Below are 21572 nucleotides of genomic sequence, written 5' to 3' on the forward strand. Positions count from 1 at the left end.
ATCTGGCCGATGATGCCGAAGCCCTTCTTTTCCTTGATAAACCGGGTGTGGATGTCGTCCTGGAGCGTGTCCTCGGTGTAGTTCAGCCCGAGGCTCTCCTTCAATTGCTCCACCAGCGCCGCGCTGGCTTCCTCGTCCACCGTGCCGTCGGCTCGGGTGATCCGGAACGCGTCGTTCACCGCGTGGATCGTGCCGGCGTCGATGTCCATGCGCATCGCCGACAGGAACCCGCCCGGCTGCACCACCGTGCCCGTCACCACATTCCAGCCGCCCTGCGCCTTGTACGCATTCGTACCGATGTCCACCACGTTCGGGCTCAGGTCAAGGCTGCCCGCCTTCACCTGCAGCAGATCCCCAGCCGTGATCTGGCCGCTGTTGCGCAGTTGCCCGTCGATGTCCAGGCTGACGTTCTGCCCGCTGATCGTGCCGCCGTTGGGCGTCGCCAGCGCCTGGACGTAGCCGTCCGGCAGGTAGACCTGATAAGCCAATCAGCTAAGGGCGCAACGCCTCAGCTTGGAGGGTGCCGGAGCCTCCCTCCCAACACTTCCTATTACTTCGCAGCCGTCTTGACCTGGTCGCCCGTATAGCTCAGCGACGCGAGATCTTCCTTTGCTTTTTCCGGCGTCTTCAGTTCCAGTACCACGCGACCCACCATCAAGCCCATCGACGGCGAGCTGCGCACGTACTTGGTTTCCCCGGAATCGAGCACAAAGCTGAGGGTCTTCTCCGTCTCGGTGGCAGCCGCGGCGACGTACTTCCCAGCCGGACGATCCACAAAGAAGAAGCCGCCGGGGCTTCGATTCTCACACCACTTCGTTATTCAGGCGAATATCGGGCTGGATGGCAGCACCGAACATCGACGCCGAGCGCAGGAAAAAAACACGCCCCTCGCCCAATTTTTTAGCGACGGGATGGAAGACGCCATTTCCGAATGCTTCACGCCCGAAGCGCAACCGGCCATCAGGAACGACAGGGCCATACCGGCCAGCGCGAGGCGAACGACTCGTTTCATTAAAAATTTCGGGGCGTCCCGTTAATGCACATGCACTGGCTCTTGAAAACTATTTGTGAATACAAAAAATAGTTCGATGACCGGCTCGTTGATGCAAAAAACCACCGATTTTCTTTCATAGATGCGGGCGACCATCCTATCCCGGGGCCTGTGATGGCGTTCTTATCAACACTTCGGAACGATGTCCTCGCAGTTATTGCGAGTTGCCTTGCGGTTGGATTTTGGAGTTAGCTTTTCGGAATCTGGTCTAGCACCATTTGAATCTCTGCCATCAATTTCTCCGCAACCGCACGAGAGGTTCCTATTCTAGTTTCGAATTCATGGACATCTATTCCGTTACAAATCTCGTTGAGTGCTGCGTTGAGCGTAAGCAACTCCTCACAATCAAGCTCGATTTGAGCAATCTTACCCTCGACTTCATTGATTTTCATGTCTCACCTTAGATTATCGAAATAAATCTTACCATTCGTCGGCTTAAATGCAGTTCCACGATCCGAAGCCTTCGGATTAACAATTATCACCACGCCGGTCGCGTCATCCCAGTATGCTGCGCGCTCATTACTCAATTGCTTGGTCGCCGATGGGTTGTTGAGTATAGTCTCAATTTTTTCAGCAAACTGCTGTTTCGATGTAATAGAACCTCCGAACTCATTCTGAATTAGCACATGCTTGTCAAACGCGTGACCATTTGCTATTTGCTCAGCGGTCAGCTGATTCGCCAGCCTCTCGCTATTGGCCGTATTCGCGGCGCTGTCGGCACCGGCGGGTGTACTCATGCCGAGCGCGTTGGAAAGCTTGTCAACACCGTCCTTGACGGAAGCAATAACCGAAAGTCCGACACAACCCAAGCCTGCAGCCGAGCCACACCCCGGATTTGCCAAAATTGTCAGCCCTTGTGGACCGCTTGCGGGCGTCCCCGTCAGCGTCCCGCCCTGCGGCCCATTGTTTGGCGTCCCAATGGGCCCACCATCATTCTCCGCTTCCAGCGGATTCGCCAACGGGTCGGACTTCTGCGGGCCGTTGTTCGGGGTGTACGTTCCGCCCGGCCCAGTTGGCGCAGGTCTCGGCACCATCATGGCGGTGGCGTTGTTGATCGCCTCGTTCTGCGCCGCCAAGCCGGCTGAGGTCACGTCAGCACCCAGTAGCGCGCCGGCTGCACCACCAATCAACGTCGCAAGACCAACTGTAAGTGCCTGCCGAACGGCATCATCGCTGTATCTGACGGCATCGCTGCCGGCATATACTTCATCGCGAATCAACGGCGCCGCAATAGCACTCGCCGCCCCGCCAATCGCGCCACCAGCACAGTCCCCACCGCTCAGGCTCTGTGCCGCGCAGCCCACCAGTGCATGTCCCAGCACATTGGTGAGGAGGCGCCGATAACGGGCTGTTCGGCGTTGGCGCCATTGGACTTGGTGATGGCGTTGACGAGGTCGCCGGCGGCGGTCACTTCGAGCCGGGCGTTGGACAGCATCCGCGCATGGCGGTTGATGACGTCGCCGCCGGCGCGCACCACGACGTCGTCGTTGACGCCGAAGAGGATGGCGAGGGAATCGGGCGTCGATTCGTTGCGGAGCGAGCCTCCGGTTTGCACCGTGACCGCGCCGAGGGACGCCGCCGTATCCTGAATGCGCGTCTGGCCCTGCACCAGCGCGCCCAGGTTGACCATGTCGCCATCGGCCTGCACGAGCACGCCACCGCTGCGGGCGACGACGGTGGACTGGCGTGCTGCCGACTCGAGTCCGATCGATCCGGCGTGCAGCCTGATGTCGGTGGCGGCCAGGATGTCGCTGTCACGCAGGGCAAAACGCCCGGCGGCGTCGATGTTGGCGGCGCCGCCCACGGACGTCAGCACCGTTCCATCGAGTGCCACGTCATGGGCGCCGACGATCAGGTGCCCGCCTGCCGAGGCGCGCGTGCCGGTCAATTGCATGGCCGTGCCCGCGTCAAAAAGGCCGATGCCGCCGCTGGCATCGAGCGTCGTATCGGCCAGCCGTACCGGTTCGGTATGGACCTGGCCGCTGGCGCCGATCACGATGTCCCCGGCTCCCTTGGAGCCGGCCCGGATCGCGGCATTGGCCAACTCCACCCGGTCTGAAGCCACCGACACATGCCGCCCCGCCTCCACCGTTCCCGTGCCCCGCAAGCCACCGCTGGCTACCACCACGTCGCGATTGGCCTCGATACGGCCCGATGCGAGCCGCAGGTCGCCGCTCCCCGACACAACGAAATCGCCGGCGGTCGCATAGGCCGCGCCAGCATGCCGCACGCCGGCGCCCTGGTCCGTCACCATCAGTTCGATCCGGCCCGCCATCAGGCTGCCGGCAGCCGTGATGTCGAGCGCGATGCCATTGGCCGGCGTGGCGGACGGTGCGCTGTAGGCAATCCAGGGGGACAGGTTGTCGGTTGGGGAAACGCTGGCGTCGATCTCGGCATGGCTGTCCCCCACCACCGCGCGGACGCGCGCGTTGGCATCCGCATACAGGTTCTCGACCTTGCCGGCGATGCGCAATTGCTTGGCGATCAGCTCCAGGTTCAGCAGCGTGCCGGACAGCCCGCCGGGGCCAATGTCGATGGCGCCCTGACGCGTATTCAGCACGAGGTTGCGCTGCAACTGTCCGTTGACCGTGAAATCGTTGAACGTGACCTGCCCCGTGGTCAGCGCCAGGTTGCCCATGTTCCGCACCACCATGCCGTTGACGCTGATGCCGTTGGGATTGGCGATCACGACGTTCGCGCGGGGGCCCAGCACGCTGAGCTGGCCCTCGAGCAGGGACGGATTGGTGCCGGTGACCTGGTTGAGGATGGTGCGTGCGCGCGCCGCCGCGTTGTCGAGATCGACCCCGGCACGCGGCACGTTGAATTCGCGGTAGGTATTGGTGGAAACGCCGCCCACGGCGCCGGCCACGCCGACCGTGATGCGGCCATTGGCGCCCGTGACGGCCGTGGTGGCAGTGCCGCCGTCCGGCACAACGCCGGCGGCAAGGCAGTGCGCGGCCAGTGCGAACTGGCTCAGACCCGTGACCCATCCGGCCACCCCACGCGGCAGCCAGGCAAAATTCCCCCGTACTCGATACAACGACCTACTCCCTTCTTTCTTATCCTGTGCTGCGCATGTGACGAACGCAGCGGCTATCGGGGCCGGAAGATAACAAAGGCGGGATCTGCCTCAAATAGCCGATCGGCTAAAAGCACCCGCGTCGTTGGGCGGAGTGCAACGTTGCAATTTGAGGCGATTTCGTAATTTTTAAGGGAGAAGTAAGCAGGATTAAATTCAAGCCGCACCGCGCACAGCAATGCGTGAACACCCCACATCTCACGCCTGACGCCAGTTACATCACGACATGAGGTTAAGGATGATGTGCGGCGTGCCGTTATCTGTCGATGCGGGGGATTGCACCTTGTCGAAAGACGTCCGAGCGCCCACGCCGCCCCTCCCCCACCGACGAGGGAGGTACCCCCTCAATCGTGGGATTTGCAGAGCCGCGCCTGCCCCCCCTAGAACAACTCCCCCTCCCCACCCCCACTCGGCCAGGCCGACCGGAACGCGTGGGGATGCATGACGATGCCGGCGGCGTCCAGCTGCGCCGTGGATAGCACGAGGTGGCGCGCCAGCCAGTCGTGGAGGCTGCGCAGGAAGCGGATGTTGTCGAGGTTGTTCGAGGCGGCGATCAGGCGTTCCAGCTTCACGTGGGCCGTGTAGACGTCGAGCAGGTTCAGCATGCGGAGCTTGGCTGGCGTGGCGGCGCTGCGTTCGATGGCCAGCACGCGGGTCACCTGGGCGTTGGAGAGCGCGCCGCCCTGGGCGATCTGCTGGTAGAGGTCTTCCAGCGCCGGGAAGCGCACCGTGGGCTGCACGCGTGGCACGGCGGCCACCTTCTCCATGCGTAGCACCACGTAGCGCGTGGCGGCGTTGCGGCGGGCGAGTTCCTGCTCGGCGGCGGTGGCCTTGCGGCTGCGGCGCGGGGGCGGGATGTCGGTGAAATCGGGGAGGCGCGGCACGGCGTCGCGCTCGGTGTAGTCGGGCACCTGTTCAAGCCAGGCTGGCTCGGGCAGCGCGGCGCGGGCACAGTCGGCGCCGAAGGGGTATTCGTGGCCATCCGGCCCGCGCAGGATATAGGCGTGGCCCTCGGGAAAGCCGTGGTGGCGGCCGCCCTTGGCGCCGCGCGCGTGGCAGCGGGTGTTGGCGGGATCGACGAAATCCTTGCGAACGGGTATCCAGCCGCCGGGCGGGGCCTGCTTCATGGTGACGAGGGGTAAATCCGGGGAACGGGCGCTATTGTCGCACCGCGCGCCCCGCCGCCACCATTTATCGTTACTTCAGCATGAAGGCCATGGCCGAGCAGCAGTTCAGCATGCGCACGGCGGCCTGCACGGTGGGCGCCGTGAAGGCCAGCGTCACGCCGTCCACGCGCTCGAAGGTCGGCCACTGGCAGAACAGGTCGGCGTAGGCGGAGGACATGCTCTGCAGCCGGCAGTTGACCGGGCCGGCCAGTTCCAGGCAGCGGGCCTCGGGATGGGCGATGGCATTGCGCGTCACGGCCTCCGCCGCGTGGGCGATGGCATCGCGCGCAGCCGTCGGTGACAGCGTGGTGCCGCTGCCCTGCCCGCCCGCCGTCTTGGTCTGCACGTAGCGCACCCAGGGCATCAGCGGCTGGGTTTCGGCGATGAACACGTCGTCGCCGCTGGCCAGCAGCACGGGCACGTCGAACTCGCCGGCCAGTGCGGCATAGATGCCCGCCTCGCCCAGCTCCAGCCCGTTGAACCAGACCCGTGCGAAGGCGCTGCTGTTGATGGTGTGCGCCAGCACGCCCCGGCCCTGTGCGCGGCTGTGATAGCCGATCATGAACACGCCGTCGCAGTCGTGCTCCACGCCGGCCATCATGCTCAGGTAGCGCGGCTTGCCGAGCACCAGTTGCGCGCGCGGGTCGATCTGGTCCGGCAGCAGGTTGCGGAAGCCGCCGTGCGAGTCGTTGACCAGCACCTCGGTGGCGCCGCCCGCGAAGGCGCCCTGCACCGCCGCGTTCGCCTCGGCCGTCATCCAGGCGCGGGCGCGCTCGTACTCGCCATTGCCGGCGCGCGTCTGCTCGGTGTGGAATACGCCCGCCACGCCTTCGATATCGGCGGAAATCAGAATCTTCATATCAGGTCTCGGAGAGATCCGGCAGCAACTCGCGCAGCGCCGCGCGGTGGTGGCCGTCCCGGCCGGTCACTGGCTCGGCATGCCAGAGGGCGTGGACGATGGCCTGCTCCACACTGTCGGCGGCGGCCCGGAACAGCGGGTCGAGCCGCGATTCGTGGACCATCGGCACGGCAGGCATCGGCACATCGGCCAGATGGGGCACGGTGTAGGCCGTGGAAAAGGCCAGCGCGATGTCGCCGGAGCCATGGCCGAAGATCGACCCGGTACGCGCGAGGCCGGTGCCGGCGCGCAGCGCCAGGCGCCGAAGCTGCCGGGCGTCGAGCGGCGCATCGGTGGCCACGACCATGATGATCGAGCCCTTCTCCGTCTCGGTCTTGGCAGCCAGACGCTCGGCCAGCCTGGAACCCACGGCCTGGCCCGCATAGATCAGCGACTCGGCCGTGCCGAAGTTCGACAGCACCATCGCGCCGACGGTATACCCACCCGCCAGACGTGACGCCGTGCCGATGCCACCCTTCACCCCGAACGACGACATCCCACGCCCGGCGCCCACGGCGCCCTGCGCCACCTCGGCCCCGGCAGTCGCCAGCGCCCCGGCGTAGTCGGCTTCCTGCACCGCCATCGCCTGGATATCGTTCAGGTAGCCGTCATTGCATTCGAAAACCAGCGGATTGACCGTGGGCCAGCCGCGCCCGATCTCGGGGTTCTCCGCAATCGCCGCGCGGATCTGCGCCTGCGCCACGGTCCCCACGCTGAACGTGTTGGTCAGCGCGATGGGCGTCTCCAGCACGCCCAGTTCCTCCACCTGCACCAGCCCGATGCTCTTGCCGAAGCCATTGAGCACCACAGCCGCCGCCGGCACCTTGTGGGTGTAGACGTTGCCGGCGTGCGGGCGGATCACGGTCACGCCGGTCTGGCAGGCGCCGTCCGCCAGCGTGCGATGGCCGACGCTCACGCCCGGCACATCGGTGATCGCGTTGCGGGAGCCGGCCGGCAGGTTGCCGACCACGGGGGGCGCGTTGGCGGTCATGCGGGCATCACCGGCGGTCGATCTTTGGATCGAGGGCGTCGCGCAGCCCGTCGCCGAGCAGGTTGAACGCCAGCACGGTCAGGAAGATGGCCAGGCTCGGGAAGATGGCCACGTGCGGCGCGGTGACCATGTCGGCGCGCGCCTCGTTGAGCATCGCGCCCCATTCCGGGGTGGGCGGCTGGGCGCCGAGGCCCAGGAACGACAGCCCGGCGGCCGTGATGATCGACGTACCGATCCGCATCGAGAAATACACCACGATGGACGACACCGTACCCGGCAGGATGTGCCGCATCAGGATGGTCCAGTCGGACGCCCCGATACTCCTGGCCGCCTCCACATAGGTCAGCCCCTTGAGCATCAGCGTGTTGCCGCGCACCAGCCGCGCGAACGCCGGCACGCTGAACACGGCCACGGCGAAGATCACGTTGGTCATGCCATTGCCGAGGATGGCCACGATGCCGATCGCAAGCAGGATGCCGGGGAACGCGAACAGCACGTCCGACAGCCGGGTCACGATGCGGTCCCACCAGCCCTCGTAGTAGCCCGCCATCAGGCCCAGCACGGTGCCGATGATGGCGCCGATGATGACCGAGAAGAAGCCGGCCGCCAGCGAGATGCGCGTGCCGGCCAGGATACGGCTGAAGATGTCCCGGCCGAGCGAGTCCACCCCCATCCAGTGGGCGGCGGACGGGCCGGCGTTCAGCGCGTCGTAGTCGAAGAAGTTCTCGGGGTCGTAGGGGACGATGTACGGCGCCAGCACCGCAATCACCACCAGCATCAGCACGAAGGCGCCGGCCACCAGGGCCAGGTGCTGCTTGCGGAACTTGCGCCAGAACTCGGTCCAGGGCGTGCGGACGGCCTCCGGGGCGGTACTGGGGGATGCTGCCGCGGCGGGCGTGGAAAGCTCAGTCATGCCGGCCTCTTACTTGTAGCGGATGGTGGGATTGATCACGGTGTAGAGCATGTCCACCACCAGGTTGATCAGGATGAATTCGAGCGAGAACAGCAGCACCTCGGCCTGGATGACCGGGTAGTCGCGCATTTCCACGGCGTCCACCAGCAGGCGGCCCAGGCCGGGCCAGTTGAACACCTTCTCGACCAGGATGGAGCCGCCCAGCAGGAAGCCGAACTGCAGGCCCATCATCGTCACGACCGGGATCATCGCGTTGCGCAGCGTGTGCTTGATGACCACCACGGTCTCGCGCACGCCCTTGGCCCGGGCGGTACGCACGAAATCTTCCTGCAGCACCTCGATGAACGAGGCCCGCGTGAAGCGCGCCATCACGGCGGCCACGGCGGCGCCCAGCGTCAGCGAGGGCAGGATGTAGTGCTTCCAGCTATCGGCGCCAATCGACGGCAGCCAGCCCAGTTGCACCGAGAAGACCTCCATCAGCAGCATGCCGAGCGCGAAGGCCGGGAACGAGATGCCCGACACCGCCAGCGTCATGCCGAGCCGGTCCGGCCATTTGTTGCGCCACACGGCCGAGCCAATGCCGATGGCCATGCCGAAGATGACTGCCCAGACCATCGACGAGAGCGTCAGGTACAGCGTGGGCAGGAAGCGCTCGCCAATCTCCTCGGAGACCGGGCGCTTGGTGCGCAGCGAGGTGCCGAATTCCCCCTGCAGCGCGTTGGTGAAGAAGCGCACGAACTGCTCGGGCATCGGGCGATCCAGCCCCAGGTCCTTGCGCACCAGTTCGACGGTGGCCATGTCGGCTTCAGGGCCGGCGGCCAGCCGCGCCGGGTCACCGGGCAGCATGTGGACGAACAGGAACACCAGCACTGCCACGAGCAGCAGTGTCGGGATCACGCCCAGGAATCGTTTGAGGAAGTAATTCAGCATCTGGCTACCAGGAATTGAGACCGCGGGCCACCCGCCCATGCCCCCGCATCTCGGGCGGGCGGCCAACACGGCTTACTGCGTACGACTGTAAGGACGACTTACCGCGACTACAGCTACCACTTCGGCGGCGCTTGGTGGCGCCGTCTTTATATTTGCGCCCCTCCCCCGCAAGCGGGAGAGGGGCGCAAAACGCTTACTGCTTGATGTCGATCTCGTCGAAGTTGAACGAGCCGTCAGGCATCACGTAGGCGCCGCTCAGGCGCTTGGAACGCGCGAACAGCACCTTCTCCGTGATCAGGAACGCCCACGGGGCATCCTTCCAGATCCGTTCCTGGGCGTCCTTGTACAGCCTGGCCTTCTCGGCGCGGTCCGTCGTGCGCAGCGCGCCGGCGATGTCCGCATCGACCTGGTCGTTCTTGTAGTACGCCGTGTTCAGCAGCTTCGGCGGCATCGATTCCGAGGCCAGCAGCGGGCGCAGCGCCCAGTCCGACTCGCCCGTCGACGACGACCAGCCCACGTAGTACAGGCGCACGCCGGCGTCCTCAGGCTTCTGCACCGACTCCACGCGCTCCACGCGCTGGCCGGCTTCCAGGGCCTGCACCTGCGCCTTGATGCCCACCTGTTGCAGCTGCTGCTGCACGAACTGGATCACCTTCTGCGCCGTGGTATGGTTGTAGGCCGACCACAGCGTGGTCTCGAAGCCGTTCGGGTAGCCGGCTTCCTTCAGCAGCTCACGCGCCTTGGCCGGGTCATACGGCCACGGGCCCAGCTTCTCGGCGAAGTCCACGCCCGGCGGCACCACGCCCTGGGCCGGCACGGCGTAGCCGGCGAAGGCCACCTTGGCCAGCGCTTCCTTGTTGATGGCGTAGTTGATGGCCTGGCGCACCTTCGGGTCATTGAACGGCTTGACCTGGGTGTTGAACGACACATAGCGCTGGATGATCGACGGACCGTCGATCAGGTCCACCTTCGGGCTGGCCTTCAGCACGGCGGCCTGCTCGAACGGAATGCTGAACGCGAAGTCCGCCTCGCCCGTCTGCATCACGGCCGAGCGGGTGTTGTTGTCCACCACCGGCTTCCAGGTGATGGTGTCGATCTTCGGATAGCCCGTCTTCCAGTAGCCGGCAAACTTCTTGCCCTTCAGGTAATCGGTCTGCTTCCATTCGACGAACTCGAACGGGCCGGTGCCCACCGGGTGGAAGGCGATTTCCTTGCCGTACTTCTTCAGCGCGGTCGGGCTGATCATCACGGCCGACGGGTGGGCCAGCACGTTGATGAAGGGCGAGAACTGCTCCTTCAGCGTGATCTTGACCGTGGCCGGGTCCACCACCTCGGTCTTGGCCACGCGGTTGAACAGCGTGTAGCGCTTGAGCTTGTTGGCCGGATCGGTCACGCGGTCCAGGTTGGCCTTGACGGCGGTGGCGTCGAAGGTGGTGCCGTCGTGGAACTTGATGCCCTTCTTGAGCTTGATCGTGTAGACCAGGCCGTCCTTGGTCACGTCGTAGCTGTCAGCCAGCACGTTGACCAGCTTCAGGTCCTTGTCGAAGCCGAACAGGCCCTGGTAGAACGACTTCACGGCTGCCTGCGACAGCGTGTCGTTGGCATCGTACGGATCGAGCGTGGTGAACGTCGAGTACACGGCCATCACGGCGTCCTTGGCCGCGAACGCCGGGCTGGCGCCCAGCATGCCAATCGCGCTCATCGCCACGGCGCCGGCGATCAGGCGCGGCGAAACCATACGGGTAGACATATTTCTCTTCTCCTGTTGGAAAAAATCAGTACTGCGTGATGACTAGACTCAAGACTTGATAAAGGCTCAATACGCGCCGCCAACCGGGTGCCGGGCCACGAAGTGCCCGTGCGCGCCGCTGCCGGCCACCGCCACCAGTGGCTGCACCACCGGCTCGTCGCCCACTGCACGGATCGGGCTGGGGATTTCATCAGAAAGCGGCTCGCGCTTCACATGGCGGCGCGCCGGATCGGCAATCGGCACCGCCGACATCAGCTTCTTCGTATACGGGTGCTGCGGATTCTCGAAAATCGCGCGGCGCGGGCCGATCTCGACGATCTGGCCCAGATACATCACGGCCACGCGATGGCTCACGCGCTCCACCACGGCCATATCGTGGGAGATGAACAGGAAGGCGACGCCCAGCTCGCGCTGGAGGTCGAGCATCAGGTTCACGATTTGTGCCTGAATCGACACATCGAGGGCGGACACCGATTCGTCGGCCACCACCACCTTGGGGTTCAGCGCCAGCGCCCGTGCAATACAGATGCGCTGGCGTTGGCCGCCCGAGAACTCGTGCGGATAGCGCGAGGCGTGGGCGGGCGTCAGGCCCACCTTTTCGAGCAGCCACGCCACGCGGGCTTCGGCTTCGCGGCCGCTGGCCACCTTGTGCACCAGCAGCGGCTCCATGATCGAGTAACCCACCGGCACGCGCGGATCGAGCGAGGCGAACGGGTCCTGGAAGATGAACTGGATATTGCGGCGCAGCGCCTGCAGCGCCGGGCCCTGCATCTGGCTGATGTTCTGGCCGGCGAACTCGATCGTGCCGCTCTGGGCATCCACCAGACGCAGCAGCGAGCGGCCCGTGGTGGACTTGCCGCAGCCCGATTCGCCCACCAGCGCCAGCGTCTCGCCCGGGTACAGGTCGAAGCTGACCTGCTCCACCGCATGCACACGGCGCGTGACCCGGCCGAACAGGCCGCCCGGGACGTCGAAGCGGGTGACCAGATCGCGCACGCGCAGGATCGGCTCGGCGCCGGCGTGGACGGTGTCCTGCGGCACTTCGGCCTCGGGCGCGGCCACGTCGTTCACCTGCACCAGCGGGAACTTGGCCGGCAGATCCTTGCCGGACATCGCCCCGAGCTTCGGCACGGCGGAGAGCAGCGCGCGCGTGTACGGGTGGGCCGGCGCGTGGAAGACCTCGTCGGAGGTGCCCTCCTCGACCTTCTCGCCCCGATACATCACCAGCACGCGGTCGGCCACTTCGGCCACCACGCCCATGTCGTGGGTGATGAAGACCACGCCCATGTCCATCTCGGACTGGAGGTTGCGGATCAGTTGCAGGATTTCGGCCTGGATGGTCACGTCCAGCGCCGTGGTCGGCTCATCGGCAATCAGCAGCGCCGGCTTGCACGACAGCGCCATGGCAATCATCACGCGCTGGCGCATGCCGCCGGAGAGCTGGTGCGGATAGCGGTCCAGCACGCGGCGCGCCTCGGGAATGCGTACGAGTTCGAGCATGCGCAGCGCCTCGGCGCGCGCGGCAGCCTTGTTCTTGCCCTGATGCAGCCGGATCGATTCGGCGATCTGCTCGCCCACCGGGAATACCGGGTTCAGCGAGGTCATCGGCTCCTGGAAGATCATCGCCACGTCCGAGCCGCGCACGGAACGCAGGGCGGCGTCGGGCGCGCGAGCCAGGTCCAGCACCTCGCCGCCGCGCCGGCGCAGCAGCATGCTGCCGTTGGCGATCTTGCCGCCGCCATGCTCCACCAGCCGCATCAGCGCCAGCGACGTGACCGACTTGCCCGAGCCGGACTCGCCCACCACGGCCAGCGTCTCGCCGCGATCGACGTGGAAAGAGAGGTTGCGCACGGCCTCGACGGTCCGCTCCGAGGTGGCGAAGCGGACGGACAGGTTGTCCACCGCGACGACGCGTTCAGGGGGAAGTACGAGGTTTCGATGCGTAGAGGTGTTGGCCATGCGACTTGTCCGATGTGCTGCGATTGCTGCGTTCTACTGCGATTTGCTACGAAAGACTTCGAATTTGCGGGGCTGCGGGCTGACGACGATCAACCGTAGATCAGCACGCTGACAGGCTCGCCCACGCGCGCCACGCCGCGGTACATGCCCTCGGTGTTGAACGGCAGCGTGACGTTGCCCTGCCGATCCACGGCAATCAGGCCGCCCCGGCCCTGAATGGCGACCAGCTTCTCCATCACCACGCGGCGCGCCGATTCTTCCAGCGACAGCCCGGCGTAGCGCATCTGCGCGGACACATCGTGCGCGGCCACGGTGCGGATGAACATCTCGCCGGTGCCGGTGGCGGACACGGCCGCCACGTCATCGGCATAGCAGCCGGCGCCGAACACGGGCGTATCGCCCACGCGGCCCACCTGCTTGTTGGTCACACCGCCGGTAGAGGTGGCGGCAGCCAGGTTGCCCTGGGCGTCGCAAGCCACCGCGCCCACCGTGCCGAACTTCTTGTCCGGATCGATCGGATCGGTGCCAGCTTGCGCCGCCTTCGCTGCCAGCGCCGCCGCGTCGTGGTCGAGCAAGGCCATGCCGGTGCTCGCCTGCGCGCGCTGCCACTGGTCGTGGCGGGCCTGCGTGAAGTAATAGTCGGGGGAGACGAGTTCGAGCCCCTGCGCCTCGGCAAACGCCTCGGCGCCGTCGGCGGCGAACAGCACGTGCTCGCTGTGCTCCAGCACGGCCCGCGCGGCCAGCACCGGGTTGCGCACGCGCGTCACGCAGGCCACGGCGCCAGCGTTGCGCGTGGCGCCGTCCATCACGGCGGCGTCCAGCTCGAACGTCCCGGCGTGGGTCAGCACGGCGCCCTTGCCGGCGTTGAACAGCGGGCAGTCCTCAAGCAGGCGCACCGCTTCGGTCACGGCGTCGAGCGCGCTGCCGCCCTCGGCCAGCACGCGTTGGCCGGCCAGCAGCACCTGCTCCAGCGCAGCGATGTATTCGCGTTCACGGTTGGCATCCATGGCGGCACGGGTAATCGTGCCGGCGCCGCCGTGGATGGCAATGACAGCCTGGGTCATGACAGCTTTCACTCAGTAGATTCGGAAGATTTCGAGGTGCCCCGCTCGCGCTGGCCCGCACCGGGTGCGTCGTAGAGCCAGGGGAGCAGGAATTCGGTCATCTCGGCCGCCGCCTTGACGGAGCGCGCCGAGCGATAGGCCACGGCACCGCACAGCGCTTCGATCAGCGCGAGCACCGTGGCATCGGAATTCGCGGAAAGACGATTGCCGGCGTTGGCATACAGCGCGATATCGGCCAGCGGTGCCAGCGGCGAGGTCGGGCCATCCGTCAGCGCCAGCAGCCTGCCGCGATGGGCCTTCACGCGCTTGGCCAGCACCATGCTGTCCGTCACATATCGGGGAAAGGCGATGGCGATGACCAGGTCTTGCGGCTGGAGCTTGAACAGTTGCCGCGCCGCGTGCGACGCGCCGCCCACGGTCGACACCGACGTCACCATGCGGCAGTGCATCTCCAGCCCGTGCTGGAGCAGGCCGGCCAGGAAGCCGCTCGCCCCGAAGCCCATCACATAGACGCGCTCGGCGGCGAGGATGGCATCGACGGCCCGCTCGCAGGCCTCGGCATCGAGCGCGCGGCGCGTGGCTTCGAGGTTGCGCGCGCCGTCGTCCAGCGCGGCGGCGAAGACCTCGGCCACCGTCGTCGGGCGGGCCAGTTCGTCGCGCAGGCGCTCCACCGGCGCCAGCGTGGCCTCGAAGCCGCGCACGAGTTCGGCGCGGAACTGCGGATAGCCTTCGAAGCCGAGCGCCCGGGCAAAGCGGTTGGCCGTGGCCACGGACACATCCACGGCCGTCGCGAATTCGTCGATGCGCATGGTCGCCGCGCGGAACAGGTTGTCCAGCACGTACTGCGCCATGCGCTGGTGCGCGGGCGTCAGCGTCGGCAGGCTGCGGGCGATGCGTTCGGAAATCGACTGGCCTTCGGGCATGTCTGGGGAAAGAACCGGTTCAGGGCGCCGCGCGCACCATCCCGGAAAGTCCTTTGATGAAAAGGCACTTTCCCGGTGCGGCGGTCTATGTAAATAAATTTACACGCAAACCCCGTACCAGGAGAACCTGGAAGTGACGAATTAGGGGAAATCCCTGAATACATGGATGCGGACATGGGGCCCGGGGCCGGCTGGCGCCTGCAAGACCGGCCACCGGGCGCGCTACAATGCCGGCCTGCCCGCCTCCGGGCGTGTTCTTCGCCTTATCTCCCAGTCCTCGTGATCCGAATCGACCAGCTAGTCCTCCAGCGCGGCACCAAGGTGCTGTTCGACCACACCAGCGTGACGCTCAACCCGGCCGAGCGCGTCGGCCTTGTCGGCGCCAACGGCAGCGGCAAGTCCACACTGTTCGGCATGCTGCGGGGCGAGCTGCACCCGGATGGCGGCGATGTCTTCGTGCCCGCGCAGTGGCGTATCGCGCACGTGGCGCAGGAAACCCCGGCGGTTGACCGCTCCGCGGTGGACTATGTGATCGATGGCGACACCCGGTTGCGCGAGATCGAAGCGCGCATCGCCGCCGCCCAGGCCAGCGGCGACGGCAGCGCCGAGGGCGAGGCCCACGCCGCCTTCGCCGATGCCGACGGCTACACCGCGCCGGCCCGCGCCGAAGCGCTGCTGCTGGGCCTGGGCTTCACGTTGCCGCAGGTGACGCAGCCCGTGGCGTCGTTCTCGGGCGGCTGGCGCATGCGCCTGAACCTGGCCCAGGCGCTGATGTGCCCGTCCGACCTGCTGCTGCTCGACGAACCGACCAACCACCTGGATCTGGACGCCATCGTCTGGCTGGAAGACTGGCTGGCGCGCTACCCGGGCACGCTGGTGATGATTTCCCACGATCGCGAGTTCCTCGACGCGATCTGCAACGTCACGGTCCATATCGAGAACCAGCAGTTGCGCCGTTACGGCGGCAATTACACCCAGTTCGAGACCCTGCGGCTCCAGCAGATGGCGCTGCAGTCGTCAGCCTACGCGCGCCAGCAGAAAGAAATCGCGCATCTGGAATCGTTCATCAACCGCTTCAAGGCTAAGGCGACCAAAGCGCGCCAGGCGCAGAGCCGCGTCAAGGCGCTCGAGAAGATGGAGCGGCTGGCGCCGGTGCACGTGGCGGCCGGCTTTGCCTTCGAGTTCCGCGAGCCCGATTCGGCGCCGAACCCGATGATGGTGCTCGAGGGGGTGGATTGCGGGTACGCCGAGGCCGAGCCGCCCGTGACCATCCTGCACAACCTGGCGATGTCGATCCAGAACGGCCAGCGCATCGGCCTGCTTGGCGCCAACGGTCAAGGCAAGTCCACGCTGGTCAAGACGCTGGCCGGCACGCAGGCGCCGATGAACGGCACGCTGCGGCTGGGCAAGGGGCTGGTGATCGGCTATTTCGCCCAGCATCAGCTCGAAACCCTGCGCGACCACGATTCCCCGCTCCAGCATCTGGCGCGGCTGGCGCCGGACGTGCGCGAGCAGGAGCTGCGCGACTTCCTGGGCAGCTTCAACTTCCGGGGCGACATGGCGACCGCGCCGATCGAACCGTTCTCGGGTGGCGAAAAGGCCCGGCTGGCGCTGTCGCTGATCGTCTGGCAGAAGCCCAACTTCCTGCTGCTGGACGAGCCGACCAACCACCTGGACCTCGACACCCGCGAGGCCCTGACCATGGCGCTGGCCCAGTTCGAAGGCACCCTGATCCTGGTCTCCCACGACCGGCACCTGCTGCGCGCCACCTCGGACCAGTTCATGCTGGTGGCGGACGGCACCATCCGTCCATTCGATGGCGACCTGGACGACTACCGTGACTGGCTGCTCCAGCAAGCCGCCGCCAAGCGCAACGCCGCCACGGCCGTGCACGCCTCCGAAGCCGCGGCGGACGCCGGCGCCAACGTCAACCGCAAGGACCAGCGCCGCGCCGACGCCGACGAGCGCCAGCGTCTCTCCGTCCTGCGCAAGCCGCTGACCAAGGAACTGGAAAAAGTCGAAAAGCGCATGGCCGCGCTCCAGACCGACAAGACCGCCATCGACGCCTTCATGGCCGACGAGACCAGCTACGCCGAAACCAACAAGGCCAGGCTGATGGAAATGCTGAAGCGCCAGGGCGAAGTCACCGGCGAACTCGACCGACTCGAGGAGCGCTGGCTGGAACTGCAGGAACAGATCGAACAGATCGCGTAAGACATGTGAAAACGCCACCCTCGGGTGGCGTTTTTATTTGATCCCACCGGCGTCTCACCGGTAATTCTTCTCCCGCCGGATCAGCCCCACCGCGAGCGTCAGCGTCAGGATCACCAGCCAGATCAGTGACCAGCCGGGGATCGAGATGCCGAACAGGGGGGGCAGCGGCGCGGTGCACAGGCCGTCCGAGAAGAAGACCTGGGGCAGCAGGCGCGCGGTGGGCAGTTGGTTGACCCAGTTTTCCAACGGATCGATGCCGCACGAGGACTTCGGGTTCAGCAGCAGGGAGACGTGATACCCCGCCACCGCGATCCCGGCCACGCCCGAGAGCATGCCCAGCCCCTGCCACAGCGTGCGCGTGTTCTGCGCCAGCGCGGCCAGCAGGGAGAACAGGCCGATGCCGACGAAGGCGAAGCGCTGCATGATGCAGAGCGGACACGGCTGGTAGCCCTCCACGAACTGGAAGTAGAGCGCGGCGCCGAGCATCGCGAACGAGAGCACGGCGATCAGCAGGAAGTAGGCACGGGAATTGGCTTGCATGGGGGTCCGGGACGGAAGAGGCGTCGAGCCGAATTATTACCCATTTTCCGTCCGCCGTTGCCAGCGGCCCCTTGATATCCCGCCATTGCGCTGTCAATCCGCCGCGGCGGATTGACGCAGCGCCCGCGGTCAGGCTGCCGCGGCTGCCGAAGTGCCCGCCAGATAGCGCCGGCGCCACGGCTTGAGCACCGCGATGGCCAGCGCCGCCGTGACGATGTCCAGCGTGATGGCCACGCCGAACACCGGCATCCAGCTCCCCATGCGCTCATGCATCAGCGCCGCCAGCGGGCCGCCGAAAATCGAGCCGATCCCCTGCGAGATATAGAGCCAGCCGTAGTTGGTGGTGGCGAATTTGGTGCCGAAGGTATCGGTCAGCGTGGACGGGAACAGCGAGAAGATCTCGCCCCAGCCCAGGAACACCACGCCCGAGAGCAGCACGAACAGCACCGCGTTCTCGCGCGTGAGCAGCCACAGCGTCATCGCCACGGCCTCCAGCGCGAAGGCGAAGCACATCGTATTTTCACGACCCCAGCGGTCGGAAATCCAGCCGAACATCGGTCGCGTCAGCCCGTTGGTGAGCCGGTCGATGGTCAGCGCCAGCGGCAGCGCGGCCATGCCGAAGACCACCGCGTTGGACACCCCGAAGTCCTTGGCGAAGGCGGCCATCTGCGAGGTGACCATCAGCCCTGACGTGGACATCATCGTCATCATCAGGAACAGCAGCCAGAACAGCGGCATCTTGAGCATCTGACGGGTAGGCACGTCCACCACGTTGGAGGGCGTGTACGACGCGCGCACCGGCAGCCGCTCGCCCGGCGCCGGGGCGCGCAGCCCCTGCGAAGCCAGGAAGCCGATCACCGCAAAAATCAGGCCGAACTGCCACAGCGTGGTCTCCAGCCCCTTGCCGGCCAGCGCCGACGCAATCGGGAAGGTGGTGACGATGGCGCCCATGCCGTAGCCGGCCGCGACCATGCCGACGGCAAACCCGCGCCGGTCCGGGAACCAGCGCACCATCTGCCCCACCACGCCGATATAGACGATGCCCGTGCCCAGGCCGCCGACCACGCCATAGGTCAGGTACAGCATGCCCACGCTCTGGGCCGAGGCGGCCAGCACCCACGACATCCCGGCCATCACCGTGCCGGCCGCGATCAGCCGGCGCGGCCCGAAGCGCTCGATCAGCGCGCCCTGGAACGGCGAAAAGAACGTCTGCAGCACGATCAGCAGCGAGAAGGTGACCTGCAACTCCGAGAGCGGCACCCCCAGCTTGGCCGCCAGCGGCTTGGTAAACAGGGTCCAGACATACTGCGGACTGGAAATCGCCATCATGCAGACGAGACCCAGCAACAGTTGCAGCCAGCGCGTGCGCGCCAGCGGCATGGCCTGCGGCACGCCGAGGGCCGCGTTATCAGCAACGGTACGCATTTGCACCACTCCTTGAGACAGGAACTTCGAGGAAGACACGCGGCCACGCATTCGTCATGGCGGGCTCGCGCAGGTTGGAACTCAGTAAATTGCGACCCCCGCCCTACCAGGCCGCCACGCCGCCATCGCTGCGCGGATCGCTGCCGCCCTGGTAGAGGCCATCGGCCTGCAGCACGATGGCGCCGGCGTGGCCCATGGTTTCGTCGTACGGCCCCAGCACCTCCACGTCATGGCCCAGGCGGAGCAGCGCCTGCTGCGTGGCGTCGGGAAAGCGCGATTCGAGCTTGAGGGTGTCGCTGGTCTGGCCCCAGGTGCGGCCGAGCAGCCAGCGCGGCGCGTCGATGGCGGCCTGCGGGTTCATGCCGAAATGGACGATCCGCGAGAACACCGCGCTCTGCGACTGCGGCTGGCCGTCGCCGCCCATGTTTCCGTAGACCAGCGTGCGGCCGTCGTTCAGGCGCGCCATGGCCGGATTCAGCGTGTGGAATGGCTTGCGCCCCGGCATCAGCGGGTTGCGCGCGGTCGGATCGAGCGAAAAGCTGCAGCCCCGGTTCTGCCAGTTCACGCCGGTGCCCGGTAGCACGATGCCGCTGCCGAACTCGTGATAAATGCTCTGGATAAAGCTCACCGCCACGCCGCTACCATCGATCACGCCCATCCAGACCGTGTCCGCCGGCCCCATGCCCTGCCCCCACGGCAGCACCGCGTCCGGGCGGATGCGCGCGGCGGCGGCATCGAGCCACGGCGGCGCCAGCAGGTCCTGTGGATCGATCTCCATATAGGCGGGATCGGTGATATGCCGGTCGCGCACGTGGAACGCCTGCTTGGTGGCCTCCACGCAGGCATGGACGAAGTCCGGGCCGAGCGGGTCCATGCCAGGCGCCAGCAGGCGGTCCAGCTGACCGAGGATCAGCAGCGACACCAGCCCCTGCGTGGGCGGCGGCATGTTGTAGACCGTGCCGCGTGAATGGGCCAGCGCCAGGGGCGCTTTCCAAGTGGCGCGGTGCGCGCGCAGGTCGGCCAGCGTCAGCGGACTGCCCGCGTTGCCGAGTTCCCGGGCCAGCATCTGTGCCAGATCGCCCTGATAGAAGTCATCGAGCCCGGCCTGCGCCAGTTGCTCCAGCGTGGCGCCCAGACGCGGATGGCGGAAGCGCGTGCCCGCCGCCGGAGCGCGTCCGTCGATCAGAAATGTCTCAGCGAAGCCCGGCACATCGGCCAGTTCTGCGGCCTTGGCGGCCACGCAGGCCGACTGGCTCTGCGTGACCGGCACGCCCACGCGGGCATAGTCGATGGCATCGGCCAGCAGCCGCGAGAGCGGCAGGCGCCCGCCCAGCGCGTCGTGCGACCACGCCAGCGCCGCCTGCCAGCCGGACACCGTGCCGGCGACGGTGTTCGCCGCCATGCCGCCGCGCGTGGGAATGGCCTGGAAGCCGGCCTCCCGATAGCGCGCGATGGTGGCATCGCCGGCCGCTGCGCCGCAGGCGTCCAGGGCGCGCGGCGCCTCGCCGGGGCGGGAGATCAGCCAGAAGCTGTCGCCGCCGATGCTATTCATATGGGGATAGACCACGGCGATGGTGGCGGCGGCGGCGACCATCGCCTCGACGGCGTTGCCGCCCTCGCGCAGCACGGCCAGCGCGCTCTGCGACGCCAGCGCGTGCGGCGCCACGGCCATGCCCCGGCTACCCCGGATCGGATTGAGATGAAATGCCACGCTCCGCGACTCCTGCGATTTATGTATACATAAATTTCCTGTGCAGAAGGATCGCAATAGGCGTGCCACCACGTGCGTCCGGGCACGCTCGCCTAATAAGAAACGTCTCAAGCCCGCGTCAGCACGGGGCTGGCGGGTGGATGCTCACGTGGAAAGCGGAATGGGAAAGGCGGGAGTCAGCCGAAGCGCCTGCGCCGGACGGGTGCGTTCGGGGTCTGGGCCGGCGCGGGGCGCACAAGGCTGGTGCGGGCTTGTTCAAGCCGTTCGGTGGTCAGCCGGCTGACCTCGGCACGGCCATCTTCGATATGGGTAGAGAGCAGCGCCACGGCGCGGGCGCCATCGGCAGCTTCCAGGGCGTCGAGAATGGCCGAATGTTCGTCGTACGTCAGCGAAATCCGCGTGCCGAAGGCGAAGTCGAGCCGGCGGATGATGCGGATGCGGTCCGTCACCTGCTGGTGGACCGCCGCCGACTCGGGATTGCCGGCCGCGTCGACGATGGCGAGGTGGAAGGCCTCGTCCAACTGCGCCACGGCGTTGCCATCGGCCAGCCGCCGGGCGACGGGCACGCGCCAGATCGCGCCAAGCTGCCGCACCAGCGCCGCGAGGGCCGCCTGATGCGGGGCCTCGGGCCGGCACAGCCGCGTTATCGCGTGGGTCTCCAGCAGGGTGCGCAACTCGTAGAGCGCCTCGAAGCGGGCCAGATCCAGCGGCACCACTTCCCAGCCGTTGCGGTAGTAGCCGCGCACCAGCCCATCGCCCTGCAGGCGGTGCAGCGCCTCGCGCACTGGCGTGCGGGAAATGCCCAGCCGCTCCGCCACGTCGTTCTCGGTGAACCGATCGCCGGGCAGGAGGCGGAAGGCGAAGATGTCGTCGCGCAGCGCCTGATAGGCGGCCTGGGAGCGCTTGGCCTTGGCCAGGCTGGCGCTGCCATCGAGGGTGTCCGTTGCGTCTGCCATGC

17 protein-coding genes and 2 pseudogenes are annotated in these 21572 nt (G+C 66.6%); 1 reads left to right on the forward strand and 18 read right to left on the reverse strand.

All coding sequences use genetic code 11. The features are described 5' to 3' along the window. The 14 genes and pseudogenes from AC1DP9_RS26400 to AC1DP9_RS26465 all read right to left on the reverse strand — a co-directional run. A pseudogene (locus AC1DP9_RS26400) lies at positions 1-488 on the reverse strand (hemagglutinin); the annotation flags it as partial. Positions 489-550: 62 nt separating this feature from the next. After that, a pseudogene (locus tag AC1DP9_RS26405) lies at positions 551-1012 on the reverse strand (DUF2846 domain-containing protein). Positions 1013-1239: 227 nt separating this feature from the next. Continuing rightward, positions 1240-1443: a hypothetical protein gene (locus tag AC1DP9_RS26410; RefSeq protein ID WP_144203472.1), complete on the reverse strand. Its 204-nt coding sequence runs from the start codon at positions 1441-1443 to the stop codon at positions 1240-1242. Positions 1444-1446: 3 nt separating this feature from the next. Continuing rightward, positions 1447-2271 carry a hypothetical protein gene (locus AC1DP9_RS26415; RefSeq protein ID WP_477108927.1) on the reverse strand — a complete coding sequence of 275 codons (825 nt, stop codon included), beginning with the start codon at positions 2269-2271 and terminating at the stop codon, positions 1447-1449. A gap of 59 nt (positions 2272-2330) precedes the next feature. Beyond that, the gene (locus tag AC1DP9_RS26420) at positions 2331-4091 is read right to left on the reverse strand and encodes a filamentous hemagglutinin N-terminal domain-containing protein (protein WP_477108928.1); all 1761 of its coding nucleotides are present in this window, start codon (positions 4089-4091) and stop codon (positions 2331-2333) included. A gap of 419 nt (positions 4092-4510) precedes the next feature. Next, positions 4511-5257 carry a hypothetical protein gene (locus tag AC1DP9_RS26425; protein WP_477108929.1) on the reverse strand — a complete coding sequence of 249 codons (747 nt, stop codon included), beginning with the start codon at positions 5255-5257 and terminating at the stop codon, positions 4511-4513. 70 nt (positions 5258-5327) lie between these two features. Then, entirely contained in the window at positions 5328-6155 is an 828-nt protein-coding gene (locus tag AC1DP9_RS26430; protein WP_477108930.1) for a M55 family metallopeptidase, read from the reverse strand. A gap of 1 nt (position 6156) precedes the next feature. Continuing rightward, entirely contained in the window at positions 6157-7185 is a 1029-nt protein-coding gene (locus AC1DP9_RS26435; RefSeq protein WP_477108931.1) for a DmpA family aminopeptidase, read from the reverse strand. 7 nt (positions 7186-7192) lie between these two features. Then, positions 7193-8098 carry a glutathione ABC transporter permease GsiD gene (gene gsiD / locus AC1DP9_RS26440; RefSeq protein ID WP_092289329.1) on the reverse strand — a complete coding sequence of 302 codons (906 nt, stop codon included), beginning with the start codon at positions 8096-8098 and terminating at the stop codon, positions 7193-7195. 9 nt (positions 8099-8107) lie between these two features. After that, positions 8108-9028, reverse strand: coding sequence for a glutathione ABC transporter permease GsiC (gene gsiC / locus AC1DP9_RS26445; protein ID WP_092289330.1), 921 nt, complete (start codon positions 9026-9028; stop codon positions 8108-8110). A gap of 193 nt (positions 9029-9221) precedes the next feature. Continuing rightward, complete coding sequence (gsiB, locus tag AC1DP9_RS26450; protein WP_092289332.1) at positions 9222-10778, reverse strand: glutathione ABC transporter substrate-binding protein GsiB; 1557 nt, start codon at positions 10776-10778, stop codon at positions 9222-9224. Positions 10779-10844: 66 nt separating this feature from the next. Next, positions 10845-12737 (reverse strand): dipeptide ABC transporter ATP-binding protein, encoded by a 1893-nt coding sequence (locus tag AC1DP9_RS26455; protein WP_441645280.1) that lies wholly within the window; start codon positions 12735-12737, stop codon positions 10845-10847. 89 nt (positions 12738-12826) lie between these two features. Further along, complete coding sequence (locus AC1DP9_RS26460) at positions 12827-13801, reverse strand: isoaspartyl peptidase/L-asparaginase family protein (protein WP_092289336.1); 975 nt, start codon at positions 13799-13801, stop codon at positions 12827-12829. 8 nt (positions 13802-13809) lie between these two features. Further along, positions 13810-14724: a MurR/RpiR family transcriptional regulator gene (locus AC1DP9_RS26465; protein WP_441593600.1), complete on the reverse strand. Its 915-nt coding sequence runs from the start codon at positions 14722-14724 to the stop codon at positions 13810-13812. Positions 14725-15003: 279 nt separating this feature from the next. On the opposite strand from AC1DP9_RS26465, the gene AC1DP9_RS26470 reads away from it, so the two are divergent. Beyond that, complete coding sequence (locus AC1DP9_RS26470; RefSeq protein ID WP_477108932.1) at positions 15004-16938, forward strand: ATP-binding cassette domain-containing protein; 1935 nt, start codon at positions 15004-15006, stop codon at positions 16936-16938. Positions 16939-16992: 54 nt separating this feature from the next. Here the strand turns inward: AC1DP9_RS26470 and AC1DP9_RS26475 are convergent, their stop codons facing one another. The 4 genes from AC1DP9_RS26475 to AC1DP9_RS26490 all read right to left on the reverse strand — a co-directional run bounded on the left by AC1DP9_RS26475 (position 16993) and on the right by AC1DP9_RS26490 (position 21570). Beyond that, positions 16993-17478, reverse strand: a complete 486-nt coding sequence (locus AC1DP9_RS26475; protein WP_477108933.1) for a disulfide bond formation protein B — start codon at positions 17476-17478, stop codon at positions 16993-16995. A gap of 129 nt (positions 17479-17607) precedes the next feature. Beyond that, complete coding sequence (gene oxlT / locus AC1DP9_RS26480; protein ID WP_477108934.1) at positions 17608-18903, reverse strand: oxalate/formate MFS antiporter; 1296 nt, start codon at positions 18901-18903, stop codon at positions 17608-17610. A 103-nt stretch (positions 18904-19006) separates the two neighbouring features. Then, positions 19007-20575 (reverse strand): gamma-glutamyltransferase family protein, encoded by a 1569-nt coding sequence (locus tag AC1DP9_RS26485; RefSeq protein ID WP_477108957.1) that lies wholly within the window; start codon positions 20573-20575, stop codon positions 19007-19009. Between the two features lie 215 nt (positions 20576-20790). Next, positions 20791-21570: a GntR family transcriptional regulator gene (locus tag AC1DP9_RS26490; protein WP_477108935.1), complete on the reverse strand. Its 780-nt coding sequence runs from the start codon at positions 21568-21570 to the stop codon at positions 20791-20793. Positions 21571-21572 lie beyond the last annotated feature (2 nt).

This window comes from Cupriavidus sp. 01L43, assembly GCF_056399925.1.